Source organism: Aestuariibacter sp. GS-14 (genome assembly GCF_006494365.1).
In the GTDB taxonomy this organism is placed as follows: Bacteria; Pseudomonadota; Gammaproteobacteria; order Enterobacterales; family Alteromonadaceae; genus Alteromonas; species Alteromonas mangrovi.
In genome coordinates, this window is record NZ_VHIP01000002.1 from 463,366 (window position 1) to 476,972 (window position 13,607).

At 47.2% G+C, this 13,607-nt stretch carries 14 protein-coding genes; 8 read left to right on the top strand and 6 right to left on the bottom strand.

The annotated features are described in order from the left end of the window. Positions 1-123: 123 nt before the first annotated feature. The 4 genes from FJ444_RS05125 to FJ444_RS05140 are packed head-to-tail and all read left to right on the top strand — an operon-like array spanning position 124 to position 3,740. Positions 124-453 (top strand): zinc ribbon domain-containing protein, encoded by a 330-nt coding sequence (locus FJ444_RS05125; RefSeq protein WP_140956843.1) that lies wholly within the window; start codon positions 124-126, stop codon positions 451-453. Next, positions 450-743, top strand: coding sequence for a YeaC family protein (locus FJ444_RS05130; RefSeq protein ID WP_140956844.1), 294 nt, complete (start codon positions 450-452; stop codon positions 741-743). Before FJ444_RS05125 ends, FJ444_RS05130 begins: the two co-directional genes overlap by 4 nt. Further along, positions 733-3,525 carry a DUF349 domain-containing protein gene (locus FJ444_RS05135; protein ID WP_140956845.1) on the top strand — a complete coding sequence of 931 codons (2,793 nt, stop codon included), beginning with the start codon at positions 733-735 and terminating at the stop codon, positions 3,523-3,525. The genes FJ444_RS05130 and FJ444_RS05135 overlap by 11 nt, the downstream gene beginning before the upstream one ends. Then, complete coding sequence (locus FJ444_RS05140) at positions 3,525-3,740, top strand: hypothetical protein (protein WP_140956846.1); 216 nt, start codon at positions 3,525-3,527, stop codon at positions 3,738-3,740. The genes FJ444_RS05135 and FJ444_RS05140 overlap by 1 nt, the downstream gene beginning before the upstream one ends. 12 nt (positions 3,741-3,752) lie before the next feature. Here the strand turns inward: FJ444_RS05140 and FJ444_RS05145 are convergent, their stop codons facing one another. Both FJ444_RS05145 and ansA read right to left on the bottom strand, forming a co-directional pair. Beyond that, entirely contained in the window at positions 3,753-4,586 is an 834-nt protein-coding gene (locus FJ444_RS05145; protein ID WP_140956847.1) for a DUF2797 domain-containing protein, read from the bottom strand. Between the two features lie 10 nt (positions 4,587-4,596). Continuing rightward, entirely contained in the window at positions 4,597-5,604 is a 1,008-nt protein-coding gene (ansA, locus tag FJ444_RS05150) for an asparaginase (RefSeq protein ID WP_140956848.1), read from the bottom strand. Between the two features lie 173 nt (positions 5,605-5,777). Between ansA and FJ444_RS05155 the strand changes: the two genes are divergently transcribed. From FJ444_RS05155 to FJ444_RS05170, 4 genes are all read left to right on the top strand, one after another. Continuing rightward, positions 5,778-6,563: an SAM-dependent methyltransferase gene (locus FJ444_RS05155; protein WP_140956849.1), complete on the top strand. Its 786-nt coding sequence runs from the start codon at positions 5,778-5,780 to the stop codon at positions 6,561-6,563. Between the two features lie 56 nt (positions 6,564-6,619). Beyond that, positions 6,620-6,826, top strand: a complete 207-nt coding sequence (locus FJ444_RS05160; RefSeq protein ID WP_140956850.1) for a hypothetical protein — start codon at positions 6,620-6,622, stop codon at positions 6,824-6,826. A 185-nt stretch (positions 6,827-7,011) separates the two neighbouring features. After that, a complete protein-coding gene (locus tag FJ444_RS05165) occupies positions 7,012-8,592 on the top strand; it encodes a GGDEF domain-containing protein (RefSeq protein WP_181405068.1) in 1,581 nt (526 codons plus the stop codon). 181 nt (positions 8,593-8,773) lie between these two features. Continuing rightward, positions 8,774-10,477, top strand: coding sequence for a GGDEF domain-containing protein (locus tag FJ444_RS05170; protein WP_140956852.1), 1,704 nt, complete (start codon positions 8,774-8,776; stop codon positions 10,475-10,477). Here the strand turns inward: FJ444_RS05170 and lipA are convergent. From lipA to FJ444_RS05190, 4 genes are all read right to left on the bottom strand, one after another. Then, entirely contained in the window at positions 10,470-11,432 is a 963-nt protein-coding gene (gene lipA, locus FJ444_RS05175) for a lipoyl synthase (protein ID WP_140956853.1), read from the bottom strand. The genes FJ444_RS05170 and lipA overlap by 8 nt on opposite strands. Next, complete coding sequence (gene lipB / locus FJ444_RS05180; RefSeq protein WP_140956854.1) at positions 11,425-12,075, bottom strand: lipoyl(octanoyl) transferase LipB; 651 nt, start codon at positions 12,073-12,075, stop codon at positions 11,425-11,427. The genes lipA and lipB overlap by 8 nt, the downstream gene beginning before the upstream one ends. A gap of 3 nt (positions 12,076-12,078) precedes the next feature. Beyond that, complete coding sequence (ybeD, locus tag FJ444_RS05185) at positions 12,079-12,342, bottom strand: DUF493 family protein YbeD (RefSeq protein WP_140956855.1); 264 nt, start codon at positions 12,340-12,342, stop codon at positions 12,079-12,081. A gap of 122 nt (positions 12,343-12,464) precedes the next feature. Continuing rightward, positions 12,465-13,598: a serine hydrolase gene (locus FJ444_RS05190; protein WP_370298013.1), complete on the bottom strand. Its 1,134-nt coding sequence runs from the start codon at positions 13,596-13,598 to the stop codon at positions 12,465-12,467. Between the last annotated feature and the right edge of the window lie 9 nt (positions 13,599-13,607).

Consider the following 13,607-nt stretch of genomic DNA (forward strand, 5'->3'; position numbering starts at 1 on the left):
TAAACCAGTCTGGTTTGTTTTAAGTACAAAACAAGCCGGTGTAAAAGCCAGGGTCCATACCTGGCTTTTTGATATGTCCGGTTATGTTGTCGGACATTCATCTGACACTTTTTGGGAGATAATATGGCGTTAATTGACTGTCCTTCATGCGGTAAGAAAATGTCGGACAAAGCGAAGTCCTGTACACATTGCGATTTTGCTTATCAGGATGCTTCAGTTGAAGATATCGAACGCAAACACAGTATGCAGCGTTTCAAAAAGATGCACAGTATTCAAAACCAATCCATGCTGGCTATGTTGTTGTTTATTGGCGGGTTTGGTTTTATGTATTGGGGCGGCGCATCGCCCGGCGATCTGCAGCATAATCTGGCAGTACTGGGTTGCGTGTGTGGCTTTTTATGGTACGGCATTAACCGTGTAAGAATCGTGTTGTTAAAGCGGTCAGCAAAATGAATGTAGAGCAAATTCTGGCAGCCATGACGCCAGAGGTTTATGACAGGCTCCGTCAAGCGGTTGAAACCGGCAAATGGCCGGATGGTAAACCGCTGTCGGAAGACCAGAAAGAGAATTGTCTTCAAGCGGTATTGTTATATCAGGCCCGTGTTGCGCGCACTAACGAGCACATGACAGTGGGTGAGAGCGGCGAGATCGTGCACAAAAGCAAAAGTGAATTACGCCAGGAATTGCGTGAGTCACAATCCAATGAAACTTCCATAGCCCGGTTTAAGCAGGATGATATTTAGTCGATTTTTCGCGCCTTCCCATAATAGTAACGACCCGGATACCCGGTTAAAAGCCATTGAAAAATTATCGCCCGATTCGCAAAACGAAAAGCGCATTTTGCACGAATTGGCATTTAATGATGACGATGAGCGCGTAAGTCTTGCTGCTTTAGAGAAGCTTGACACATTTGCATTGTGGCTCAAGATGTCTCAAATTGCGCGCAACCCTCGCTTGCGCGGTGCCGCTCAGGCCAAAGTCGAATGCGCTCTTATCGACGGGTCGCAACAACTTAGTCAGAAAGAAGCTAAGGAATACTTGCTGAAATCCGCTCCGGCTGAGCAGGTTTTACGCTGTTTGCCATTAATGACCGAATTACACGATGATGAATCATTTGTATTGCAGGCTATTGAGCGGGTAGGTAAAGCAGCATTGTATTTTGACTTGATGACGTTAACCCCGTCATCAGGACTAAAGCGGTGTCTGGTGAATAACTGTGTTGAAGTAGAGTTGCTGTTAAAAGCGCTTAAAAAATGCAGTGACAATGAAACCGAAGCACTCATTCAGGCGCGTATAGAAGTACTCAAACAGCTGGCGCAAAAGCCCGTCGATGTCGCCAGGAATTGCACAATGGTTCTGTCGAAAATGCAGGCGTTGCTCGACAAATCAGACTATCTGCTGGTGCACAATCAGTTTAGCGCACTCAACGATGAGTACCAGACTTCAATAGTAGAATTCCACTGCCTGGATGTAACTACTCGTGAAGCGTTTGAGCAAAAATATCACACGATTGCAGACAAACTGCATCGGCATTTAGCGCGCCTGGAAGGTCCCTGGCGTGAGGCTCAGCAGGCGGGCGCTCACCGCGAGGCTAAGCAGCAAGTAGCCGAAACTGTAGAACGGGTAAAGCAGTATCACAACAAACTTCAGGGTGAACAACTGCTGAGTTTGAGTCTGGGTGAGGTGAGCGAATTTCAGCAAGCAGTGAAAGCCGCCGAAGCTGCAATTGAAGCACTACAAGCCTTCGAAGCGCCTGCTGAAGAAATTGAAAGCCTGCTGGAAAGCTATCGACATATCTGGGACAGCTTGCCGGCGCTGCAGCGTCAGGTTACTGAGTTGCAGGCGCAATTACAGCGTTGGAAGCAAGAGGCCGAATCCGGTGACGAAGATTCAACCACCCTGAACGCCGACAATATCCAGCAAACGTGGAAACAATGCACCAGTGAAATGGTGGTGGTGCCTTCATTTTTGCTAACCCAGTGGAAAGCGCTGAATAAATTGCTCAATGCACAAAAGCAAAAGCAGCAAGCAGAGCAACAGTCGGCGTTAAAAGCCTGCCGTAAGCACATCAACATCATTGATAATTTGATTGTGCAAGGCAAGTTTAAGTCGGCTATGGTCAGGTTTGCTAAGTTGTCTGAAATTTATCAGCAAATGCCCGTTGCCACTCAACAAGTAATTGAAAAGCGGTATCTCCAGATTGAAGCCGATATTGCCCGACTGGAAGGCTGGCAAAACTACATTGCTGCACCGCGTAAACCACAACTGATTGAGCAGGCTCAGGCACTGGTTGCAACCACCGATACCGACATGCCAGGGCGCGCTAAGGCAGTAAAAGTACTTCGCCAACAATGGCAAAGTTTAGGTAGCACGGGGAGCGATGATGACGAATCACTAAACCAACAGTTTAACGCGTTGTTGGAAGAAGCCTTTGTCCCATGTCGTGTCTATTTCGCTGAATTGGAGACTGCACAGGCGAACGCTGCCGAAGAGCGTTTACAGCTGATATCGGCATTGTCTGCACTAATTGAAGACACGGTGGAGCAATCAGATCGCTACACCCGTTTTGAAGCGCTGAAAAAACAATGGCAGCAGGCTCCGCAAACCGATGCAGAGCGTTACAGCCAGCTTCGGACGCAGTGGGATGCAGTAAGCGAGCAGGTTAACAACCTGTTGTCTCCTTGGATCCAGCGTAACCGCGAAATTAAAGAGCAACTGGTAAGCCAGACTGAGGCATTGAGTAAAGCCGACAATGCCATTGAAGCCAGCGAGCAGGCAAAGGCGCTTCAACAGCAGTGGAAGCAAACCGGTCCTGCGGGCAAGCGTGTTGAATCTAAATTGTGGTTTGCGTTTAAAGCGGCCAATGATGACGTGTTTGCCAGAGCAAAGTCACAGCAACAGCAAGCGCGTCACCAACAACGCTCGGAGTCACAACAATGGCTGCAAGCGCTGGATAAATTGAAGGCAGAGATCGACGATGCCGCGCAGGCTTCTCAGCAAACGGCGCTGGATTCACTGGCTGATTCGCTGTCTAAGATGTCGATGAATCCCAAGGAGCGCAAAGGTCTGGAGTTGCAACTGCGCAAAGTACAATCGACCTTACAGGATGCGCTTACGTTGCAACAGCATGAGTTGTGGGGCGAGCAAATTGATGTCGTTATTGATGAAATCAGTAAACAACAGGGAACTGATGCAGGCAGTTTGTCTGAACAGGCACCGGATTTACCTAACAGTTGGTGGAAGGGCAGTGCATTGCAAAACGAGGAAGCATTACAACACGATTTGCTGATGCTTGAGGTACTGGCGCAACTACCTTCCCCAGCTGAATACGAGTCTGCGCGTTCAACGGTGCAATTGCAATTAATGCAAAGCAAACTGAGTGGTAATGCGTTGCCTGAGCCTAACGTGCTTATTGCGGGGTTAATTGCCAGTGCAGGCGCGTTTGAATCGTCGACTGGCGCAGGCTGGGAGCAGCGTTTGCGTGATATTCTGAGCTATTACGTGTTGCCGGTGGCGGGGGTGTAATGCAAAACGCTATCGAGTACGCGTTTGAAAGCCAGCCTCAGGCATACCGTTTTCTAAATACCGCTAAACACCTCCAGGCCGATAACCTGAAGGTGAAGTACGGTCAGAGCAATTTTCACGTTAAAGTGTCGTATCGGATTAAAACCGGTGGTTTTGATACCATGCTAGCGCAATTAGACGAGTTGGCACTGGAAATGGGTGGCAGCGAAGTCTGACACCCGTTTTTGCTATACCGTCAGCGTTACTTTATATCCGGCAAATTTGCGGATATTAATTACCCTGTCTTCATCCAGGATCCAGTACTGGCCTTTTATGCCAGTCAGAACACCGCTGAATTGCGGTGTTTTGTCCAGGTTCAGCGATTTAATTTTCACTGGATAAGTATCAACCGGATAACTAATTGTGTGCAGTGTGTCGTCTACCGGTGCGAACGCCTGTAAACCCTTCTCCTGAGCAATCTTGTTCAACTCATCATCGAGTTCTGCCAGCAAACGTTGTTTCAGGGCGGTTAAATCCTGATGCTCAGCCGGGCCTTTAAGCATGGTTCGCCAATTGGTTTTATCACCAATAAACTGGGTGCAGAGTTTTTCAATACGCCCACTGGTTAATCTGTCTGGTACGCGCAACATAACGGTTGCCTGAGTCGCCCCCTGATCTATCCAACGACTGGATATGCCATCGCTAACGTGGCGGGTGATTCCCACTTTCATGTTCCCGGTATTGGCAAGGTATACGAAGTGATCCGATAAACAATGTGTTTCACCCCATTGCGGATCGCGGCAGGTACCTTGTTGATAGTGACACAACTCCGGTTTAATAATGCAGGTATCGCATTCCGCGAGCTTCATCATGCAAGGGTAGCAGTAGCCCTGATTAAAGCTTTTTTTTGTGGTTCGTTCACAATTTACACAATGAATTTCACCATGGTAGGTTAAGTCTACAGACTGGCCTATCAGGTCGTTCATGTCGATATCGTGCCCGCCAAGAGCGAGCGTATACTGAGCTACGCAATCGTTGCTGGCGCTCACCCGCATTTTACTTAAGTTACCGCTGTATTGCATTGGTGTACCTTTATTCAGTGAGTTCGCCGCGCAGGTTGTGTGTGAGTGCGTGTTTAAGCGCTTCTACCGTCAGCGATTGGCTAAGCAGACAGTGCAGCTTGGCCAGCGTTGCTTCCGGCGTCATATCATGCCCGGATACTACACCTATCTGCGATAAGCCATGGCCGGTTTTATAGCCACCCATGTTAACTTTTCCCCGCAAACACTGGGTACAGTTGATTACCACTATGTCGCGCTCGGCGGCCAGTTTAAGCTGAGCAAGCAAGGCGGGATTTTGCGGCGCATTGCCAACACCATAACTCAGCAGGATCAGCGCATTTACCGGTTGTTGAATGGTGTTTTCAATTACCGCAGGTGATATACCCGGGTACAGGCTTACCAGTCCGATGGGTTGCGCCTTTACCGGATTCACTTTTAACGTATGGGGAGTGGGCAGTGTGATTTTGCCCGCTTTTACCCGAATGCTGATCCCGGCTTCCAGCAGCGGCGGGAAGTTCGGTGAGTCAAAGGCATCAAAGCCGTCTGCATCCACTTTACGGCTGCGATTTCCGCGCAGTAGCTTGTTATTGAAATATAAACTGACTTCCGCAATGGGATAATTGGCGGCAATATACAGGGCGTTAAGCAGGTTTTCCTGTCCGTCAGAACGCAGTTCTGCAAAGGGGATTTGTGAGCCGGTAATGATCACCGGCTTGCCCAGATTCTCCAGCATAAAACTCAATGCTGATGCTGTATACGCCATGGTATCGGTGCCATGCAGGATAATAAAACCGTCGTATTGGTCGTAATGATTGGCAATATCATCTGCAATATGTTGCCAGTCTGTCGGACTCATATCCGATGAGTCCATTAGCTCATCGTATTCATGTAATGTGTAGAGTGGCATTTCTTCGCGGTGAAATTCCGGCATGTTAGCCAGCGTTTGTGCCAGAAAACCCGGAGCAGGTACATAACCTTGCGCCGATGGGCGCATACCGATTGTGCCGCCCGTGTAGGCAATATAAATGTGTTTACGCATAGTCTGTGTCGTTCTTGTATTTTTATTCATTGTAGCAAGCCTTGCTGCGCTGGGTACAGTCAGTCGTTATAAACCTGAGGAATAACTCGAATATGCGATTTTTTTATATTAATCTATTCGATTATTGGTTTTTTAGCCGATAGACAGAAAAGCAGTGTATACAGGATTAAAGCATGGCGGTAAAAGCGGGAAGTTTGGTGTGTGTAGGCCCTGGTATTGTGCTTGGTGCGCACATGTCAGAGCGGTGTCGGAATCATATTTCCCAGGCCGATGTAGTGTTCAGTAGTTGTCATCCGGTGATTGAAAAGTGGATTGCTACCATGCACCCGGATGTCCGTTCATTGCAAGGGCTGTACGGTAAAAATAAAGACCGCGGACAAACCTACACAGAAATGCAACAAGCACTGATGGATGCAGTTCGCAGCGGGCTGCGGGTTGTAGGTGTGTTTTACGGTCATCCGGGGGTGTTTGCACAGGTACCGCATGCCGCAATAAAACAGGCAAGGGAAGAGGGCTTTACCGCATGGATGGAACCGGGGATTTCTGCTGATGCGTGTTTATATGCAGACATGGGGATCGACCCAGGCGCCTATGGATGCCAGTCTTTTGAAACCAGCCAGTTTATGTTTTACGAGCGCGTAATAGACCCAACTGCCTATCTGATATTATGGCAACTGGGGCATGCCGGGGATTTGTCGATGACACCAAAGCAAACCGGGCCGCAGGAGCGAACTGTGCTTATGAACATGCTGCTGGAACACTATGCGCCTGATCATAAGATTGCGATATATGAATCTCCTTTTTTGCCAACGCAACAACCCAAAATAGTCTGGTTTTCGTTGCAAGAATTACCCAATGCAGACGTGTCACTCATTTCAACATTAGTGATTCCTCCGGGTAAAAAATTAAGGCCAAATCATGCGATTGTTGCGCAATTAAAATCGATTTCCGGCGCATAGCGTGGTAAAAAGAACGTTAGGCAATACAAACCCGAATGGATATAAAAGGTACAATAATGACTGCTATTAAAATTTTAGAAAAACTGGGTGTTGATCCTGCTTCTGATTTGTCACAATTGACTGAACAAGACCGCGCAGAATTAGAAGCGCTAATGGTATCTATGTCAGACACTGAGAATCAACCCGCACTCACGATAGTCAAGCCAGATTCGCCTGAAGAGGAAAAGCCTAAAGAACCTAAACCCGAATCTGTTTCCGTTTAGTTGTTGGTGCATTAAGAAGCAGTATGCATCGTCTATTTTGCGCATCCAGTGTTCTCTTTTTTGTGTTGAATTTATGGACACATTCTGCTTTTTGTCAAACTAACTACAGCTTTGAGTTAGCTGATATTGATCGAGGCCGTCTATCAAGTCCAGAGCAAAGCCGTGAGCGCCTCATTGCAATACCCATGAGTGCATTGAGTTCAGACGAGCGCGAGTATTATCAGTATTTGAGTGCGTATTTTCTTACCTTTGACGGCGATCTGGATGCTGTAATTACCGAGTATTCAGCGCTCCTGGAGATTACCAAGAACGCCGATATTCGCATTCGCACACTTAGCTCTCTAATTAATTTACTTGGCGCTAAAAAACAATGGCAGGAAGGATTTTATCGTGTCGAAGAACTCCTGGCACTCCTGCAGAAATACCCTGAATCAACGTATCGGCCGGCAGCATATATTGCGTTGGCATTGATATATAAGCAAATTAATCAGCCAGAAACCGCCTTACACTTTGCCGAAAGAGCGTTGTCATTGGAAGACATCGACCTGTTTCACAAGTGTTTATCGATGGAAGTTAAGTTAGATTCAATTGTTAGCCTGGATTATAAACAGCTTGTACTTTCTGATTTTACTGAAACGGATGCTGTTTGTAACGCCGCTGATCTCGATTATGAATTAGTTAACATTGCAATTTGGAAAATCAAGTGGCTTAAACAACAGGCCCGTTATCAGGAAGCATTAAATGTTGTTGAGCTTACCCTTGTTCAGACCGAAAAATTCCGCCAGGATTCCCAATTAATTGACTTGTACAATGAGTACGCTTCTCTGTACCTGGCTTTGAAGCAATATGACAAGGCACAGCAATATGCTGAACTGGTGGCTGGTTTCGATAACATAGACAGTTTTGTTGGCGACAAGATCAAAATGTACGACGTGTTGCGCCAAATAGCTGAAGTAAAACAAGACTTCAATCAAGCTTATTATTATTTGAATGAAAAGCTGGCGCTTGAAAAAAGCATGTTTGAAAGCAAACTGGCAAATGAAATGGCTATTCAGAAAGCCTGGTTTGAAGTCGACGCCAAGCAAAGTCAGATTGAATTGTTAGACAAGCAAAATGACTTATTAAAAACGGAGTCTCAACTCACCACTGAACAACTGGAAAATTCGCTTCTTGCGTTGTCTTTAGTTTCTCTGCTTTTGGCAACCTTATTGTTCTGGTCGTTTCGAAGCCGTAAAGTGCAGGCAAAACTGCGTTATTATGCACATACCGATGGTTTGACTAAAATTGCTAACCGTGGCTTCTTTACTGAAAGCGTAGAAAGTCTTCTGAGTCAGGCACAAAAAAACAACAATGCGGTGTCGTTGATCTTGTTGGATTTAGACCACTTTAAAAATATTAACGATACCTATGGTCATCAGGTGGGTGATTGGGCGCTTATACAGGTTGCTGCTACTATTCGCGATAGTGTGACTGAAAATGCCATTGTAGGGCGATTGGGCGGCGAAGAATTTGGTGTCGCTCTGATGGTGCAGGACAGCAGTGTTGGATTGCGGATCGCAGAAGAATGCCGGCAGGCAATTGATAATATCGATACCAATAAATCGGGCTATAATTTTAAGCTCACCGTGAGCGCCGGGGTAGGGTGCAGTTCGCATGCCGGTTATAAACTCGATAATTTATATGCGGCAGCAGATTTAGCCTTGTATCAGTCGAAACAGTACGGCCGTAACCGGGTGTACGAATACTCTGCCAGTATGGCGTCGTAGTTGAAGGGACGCGCTTGTAAACGATGAAAGGCACTAGAAAATCATCGCGTTATTGCTATGATTGGTTGAGTCAGGCATGTCGGTTAGCTTACCCTGGTAGTGTTCAGATGTAACTGTGTTGGAGGTGTGTATCAAATTTGCTGTACTGCGACACCTCACGTCATGCCTCCTGCTTATAATAGTGTTTACCAGCCCACTGAGTCACGCTCAGGAAGCCATCGAACTGTTAGAGCAAGCCGATAGCTTGCGTGTAATGGATCGCCAGGCGTCGCTGGCACTCTTAAAAAAAGTCAGTCGCTATACGCTCTCAAGCAGTGAACAAGATTATCTCGACTACCTGCATGCCTTTCACGTAGCAATGAATTCCGACATCAGTAAAGCGGCAAAGTTACTGGAGCCGATTACCATAAGACATGATAGCGGCCGTCTTGCCCTTCGCTCCCGGGCTACTCTACTTAGTTTATACGCAGGATTAAAAGAATGGGAAAAGGGCGTATTACTGGTAGATGAATTAGTCGAAATTCAGTCCCGCAGCCCCCGCGATAGCGACTGGTTTACTGCCCGTATCGGTCAGGTGTTTTTTTTCCTGCATTTAGAATTGTTTAATGATGCCTTGCAGCTGATTATGGACGCGCGCAGCTACCCCGAGCCAATGTCAGATGTGCTTAACTGCCGTTTTACTACTTATGAATTTACCGCAAAGAAAGGTGTGAATCCCTCTGATATTGATGACAGTTGGTTAGACACACTCCAAAAGCAATGTGATGCCTTGCAACCCAGTGTTTACACCATAGATTACCTGGTTACCTGGAGCGATTTACTCAATAGCAGGCAAGACTATGGCGAAACCGTGGCGTTTGTAGAAAGCCATCAAAGCAAAGTGAAAAAACTCGACTATTTTCATTTATGGGCGGCACTTCAAAATCACTACGCGCTGGCGTTATTTTCGTTACAACGTTATGACCAGGCAGAGTTAATCGTAGACGACCTGCTAGCTAACCCGGTATTAACTGATTATCTTCAAGGCTATATAAAGGCCAGTTTACTGAAGTCAGAATTGGCAATACAGCAACATCAATATGCGCAAGCGTATCACTGGCTCAGGATCGTGAACGATTTGCGGCATCAGGAGCAAAAAAGTGCCATGGCTAAAAAACTGGCCGTGGCCCAAGCGGAATTTAGCCTGGCTGCATCAGAACGGGCAATGCAGTCATTGGCGAAGCAAAATGCCTTATTGGAGCGCGAATTGCTCGTTAGTCACCAACGCATGCTGAACACGTATTTAGTGGCAGTGTTGTCTGTTTCGTTGATTATGTTGTTGCTTGTAACCTTGTATCGTCATAAGCAACAACGCAAAACGCTGGTAAAGATGGCTAATACAGATGCCTTAACAGGGTTGCACAATCGCCGGTGTTTTACCGAGCGGGTGACTGCGTATCTAGCTAATCCAGATCATGCTGAAACATGCAGCATGATTTTATTGGATTTGGATAATCTGAAATGGGTGAACGACGGTTTTGGGCATCAAAGTGGGGACTGGGTGTTGCAAAATGTCAGTAACGTTATCCTTGAGCTTCGTACTCCACAAGTGCTCAGTGTAGCACGCATCGGGGGGGAGGAAATTGCCATCTTCCTCGTTTCCACTAACGCCAGTCAGGCTGAGCAATTTGCCTGGCTGATTAGTCAGCAGTTAAGCATGATAAGTACGAAAAAGCAGTTGGATGGACGGGTAATCTCTGCCAGCTATGGTGTGTGTGATTCAAATAGTGCTGGCAGGTCGTTAACCTCAATGCTAAATGCCGCCGATGTGGCAATGTATCAAGCAAAAAGGGCGGGTAAAAAGCAGGTTGTCGTTTATCAACCTGCTCCCGAGTTTATTATTTAATTTCTTCGCCAGCGGCCTGACGGTCTGCGTGGTAACTGGAACGTACCATTGGACCACAAGCGGCGTGAGTAAACCCAATTTCTTTAGCCAGTGCGCCTAATTCATCGAATTCATTTGGGTGAACGTAACGTTTAACCGGGAAGTGATGACGGCTTGGTTGCAGGTACTGCCCCAGTGTCAGCATGTTTACGTCATGAGCGCGTAAGTCTTTCAATACTTCAGCGATTTCTTCCTTCGTTTCGCCCATCCCCATCATCAGGCCCGATTTGGTGGGAATCGACGGGTGTTGTGCTTTAAATTTCTTCAATAAGTCCAGTGACCACTGATAATTTGCACCCGGACGACACTCACGGTACAAGCGCGGGATGGTTTCCAGGTTATGATTAAATACATCTGGTGGCCCGGCTTTGAAAATTTCCAGTGCCCGGTCCATGCGACCGCGGAAATCCGGAACCAATACTTCAATCGTGGTATTCGGGCTGTGCTCGCGAATGGCGTTTATGCAATCAACAAAGTGCTGAGCACCGCCGTCGCGCAAATCGTCACGGTCAACCGAGGTAATTACCACGTATTTCAGGTTCATTTCTTTAATCGTGGTTGCCAGTTTTAAAGGCTCTTCAGCGCTTGGTGGTAAGGGTTTGCCGTGCGCAACATCACAAAACGGGCAGCGGCGGGTACAGATGTCACCTAGAATCATAAAGGTGGCGGTACCGTGATTAAAACATTCTGCAAGGTTAGGGCAGCTGGCTTCTTCACACACCGAATGCAGGTTGTTTTTGCGCAGTGTTTGCTTAATGTGGTCGATTTTATCGGTAGTACGTGGCAGCTTGATCTTGATCCACTCAGGCTTGCGTAACATCTCTTCCTTTTCAGTAGGAATGATGGTTACCGGAATGTGTTTGACTTTCTGATCATCACGGAGTTTGACCCCGGCTTTTGCTTTTACGTTACTCATTAAAGCCTTCTATTGTTTGTGTAGTCTCAATGGCTAATTCAGCCAATAAGTATTTCAGCAAGACCGCGCCGGCTTCATCCAGCGAATCCGGGCCACCCAGTCTGGCACAGTCAGTCATTTCCATGCCGGCGTATCCACAAGGATTAATGCGCAGAAACGGTGCCAAATCCATATTCACATTCAACGCCAGGCCATGAAATGAACATCCACGGCGAATGCGTAATCCCAACGAACAAATTTTTTGGCCGTTAACATACACACCTGGTGCATCAGGGCGTGCATTGGCGGTAATGCCGTACGTGCCAAGCGTTGCTACCACGGCATTTTCCATAGCCGTAACCAGTTGTCGAACGCCTAACTTGCGCCGACGCACATTCAGCATTAAATAAACCACCTGCTGACCCGGACCGTGATAGGTAACCTGGCCGCCACGATCTACCTGAACAACCGGAATGTCACCAGGCATAAGCACATGCTCAGCTTTACCAGCCTGACCCTGGGTGAACACTGGATCGTGCTCAACTAACCATATTTCATCCTGGGCGTCGTCGTTGCGGGTGTCTGTAAAACTCTGCATCCGTTGCCAGACCGGTTCATAAGACTGTCGTCCTAACTGGCGAATGATCACCGTGTTTTCGCCCATGTATTACAGTACAACCCTGACTAATTCTAATTTTGCCAGTTCTTTATACAAGGTTTCCATGTGTTCTTTACTGGTACAGGTAACCTGTACGGAAACCGAGTGATAGTTGCCTTTAGAACTGGGTTTAACTGTTGGGGCATAGTCGCCCGGTGCGTGTATCTGCAGGCACGCAACAACGTGATTCGGCAAATCTTCGTGGGCCACGCCCATAACTTTAAACGTCTGAACTGTTGGAAAATCTAACAATTCGTCGAAGCGAGTGTCCATGACGAATACCTCAAAAGTGAAAACCAGCGGATTGTATCAATTTGACAGGCGTGAAGCCAGATTTGGCGTGCGTTAAATACGCACGCCGGGGTGTAAAGTGGTGAGTTGAATGCTGGATATAGCTAGTCGTCTAAGCCGAGTTTTAGCGACACAAAATCCATCATGCGATCGAACAAACCGCCTTCGTTCACTTCGTGTAGTGTCACCAGCGGGTAAGTTGCTACATCTTCGCCATCTAACTGAATATATAGCTTGCCTACCACTTCGCCCTTGGCCAGCGGTGCTTCCAGTTTACGGTCTATTTCAAAGTTAGCTTTCAGGTTATCAACCTGGCCGCGTGGGATGGTAATTGGCGTAGACTGATTTATGCCTAAATCCACTGTGTCGCGGTCGCCCATGTAGATACGGTGGGCAACAAAGCTTTCGCCAGCCTGGTAAGGGGTAACTGTTTCATAAAAGCGGAAACCATAACGCAACAGCTTTTTGTTTTCTTCTTTGCGTGCGCGTTCACTTTCGGTACCCATTACTACCGACACTAAGCGCATATCACCCTGATAAGCCGATGTGATCAGGCTGTAACCTGCATCTGAAGTATGTCCGGTTTTAATCCCATCTACGTTCAGGCTTTTATCCCATAACAAGCTGTTGCGGTTGTACTGCTTGATTCCGTTATAGGTAAATTCTTTTTCGCTGTAAATGGCGTACATGTTGGGTGTTTCTTCAATTAACGCCCGGGATAAAATGGCCATGTCACGCGGTGTGGTATAGTGATTAGCATCGTGTAACCCGTGGCTATTGGTGAAGTGACTGGCGGTCATACCCAGGCTGGCAGCGTGTGCATTCATCATGTTGGCGAACGCACTTTCAGACCCTGCAATGTGCTCCGCCATAGCAACACAGGCGTCGTTACCCGACTGCACGATAATACCGCGCAGCAAATCGCTGACTTTTACGGTTGTGCCTACTTCAATGAACATTTTGGACGAGTCCGGAAAGTTCTTAGCCCAGGCGTTTTCGGTAATTTTTACCTCGTCATTAAGACTGATATTACCGGCCTGAATTTCTTTGCCAATTACGTACACTGTCATGATTTTGGTTAAACTGGCCGGTGCCAATTGCATGTCTGCATTCTGGTCTGCAATGATGTGGCCTGTTTCATAATCCATCAGGATAAACCCTGAGGCAGCTACGCTGGGCGCAGGTGGAATGACTACGGCCGCATTGGATGCGGAACTGGCAAATAGACTCAGTGCCATCAACGCTGA

Bases quoted from the DNA above. Each gene is read 5' to 3' on its own strand.
- FJ444_RS05125 (WP_140956843.1), top strand. From the start codon at position 124: ATGGCGTTAATTGACTGTCCTTCATGCGGTAAGAAAATGTCGGACAAA.
- FJ444_RS05130 (WP_140956844.1), top strand. From the start codon at position 450: ATGAATGTAGAGCAAATTCTGGCAGCCATGACGCCAGAGGTTTATGAC.
- FJ444_RS05135 (WP_140956845.1), top strand. From the start codon at position 733: ATGATATTTAGTCGATTTTTCGCGCCTTCCCATAATAGTAACGACCCG.
- FJ444_RS05140 (WP_140956846.1), top strand. From the start codon at position 3,525: ATGCAAAACGCTATCGAGTACGCGTTTGAAAGCCAGCCTCAGGCATAC.
- FJ444_RS05145 (WP_140956847.1), bottom strand. From the start codon at position 4,586: ATGCAATACAGCGGTAACTTAAGTAAAATGCGGGTGAGCGCCAGCAAC.
- ansA (WP_140956848.1), bottom strand. From the start codon at position 5,604: ATGCGTAAACACATTTATATTGCCTACACGGGCGGCACAATCGGTATG.
- FJ444_RS05155 (WP_140956849.1), top strand. From the start codon at position 5,778: ATGGCGGTAAAAGCGGGAAGTTTGGTGTGTGTAGGCCCTGGTATTGTG.
- FJ444_RS05160 (WP_140956850.1), top strand. From the start codon at position 6,620: ATGACTGCTATTAAAATTTTAGAAAAACTGGGTGTTGATCCTGCTTCT.
- FJ444_RS05165 (WP_181405068.1), top strand. From the start codon at position 7,012: ATGAGTGCATTGAGTTCAGACGAGCGCGAGTATTATCAGTATTTGAGT.
- lipA (WP_140956853.1), bottom strand. From the start codon at position 11,432: ATGAGTAACGTAAAAGCAAAAGCCGGGGTCAAACTCCGTGATGATCAG.
- lipB (WP_140956854.1), bottom strand. From the start codon at position 12,075: ATGGGCGAAAACACGGTGATCATTCGCCAGTTAGGACGACAGTCTTAT.
- ybeD (WP_140956855.1), bottom strand. From the start codon at position 12,342: ATGGACACTCGCTTCGACGAATTGTTAGATTTTCCAACAGTTCAGACG.
- FJ444_RS05190 (WP_370298013.1), bottom strand. From the start codon at position 13,598: ATGGCACTGAGTCTATTTGCCAGTTCCGCATCCAATGCGGCCGTAGTC.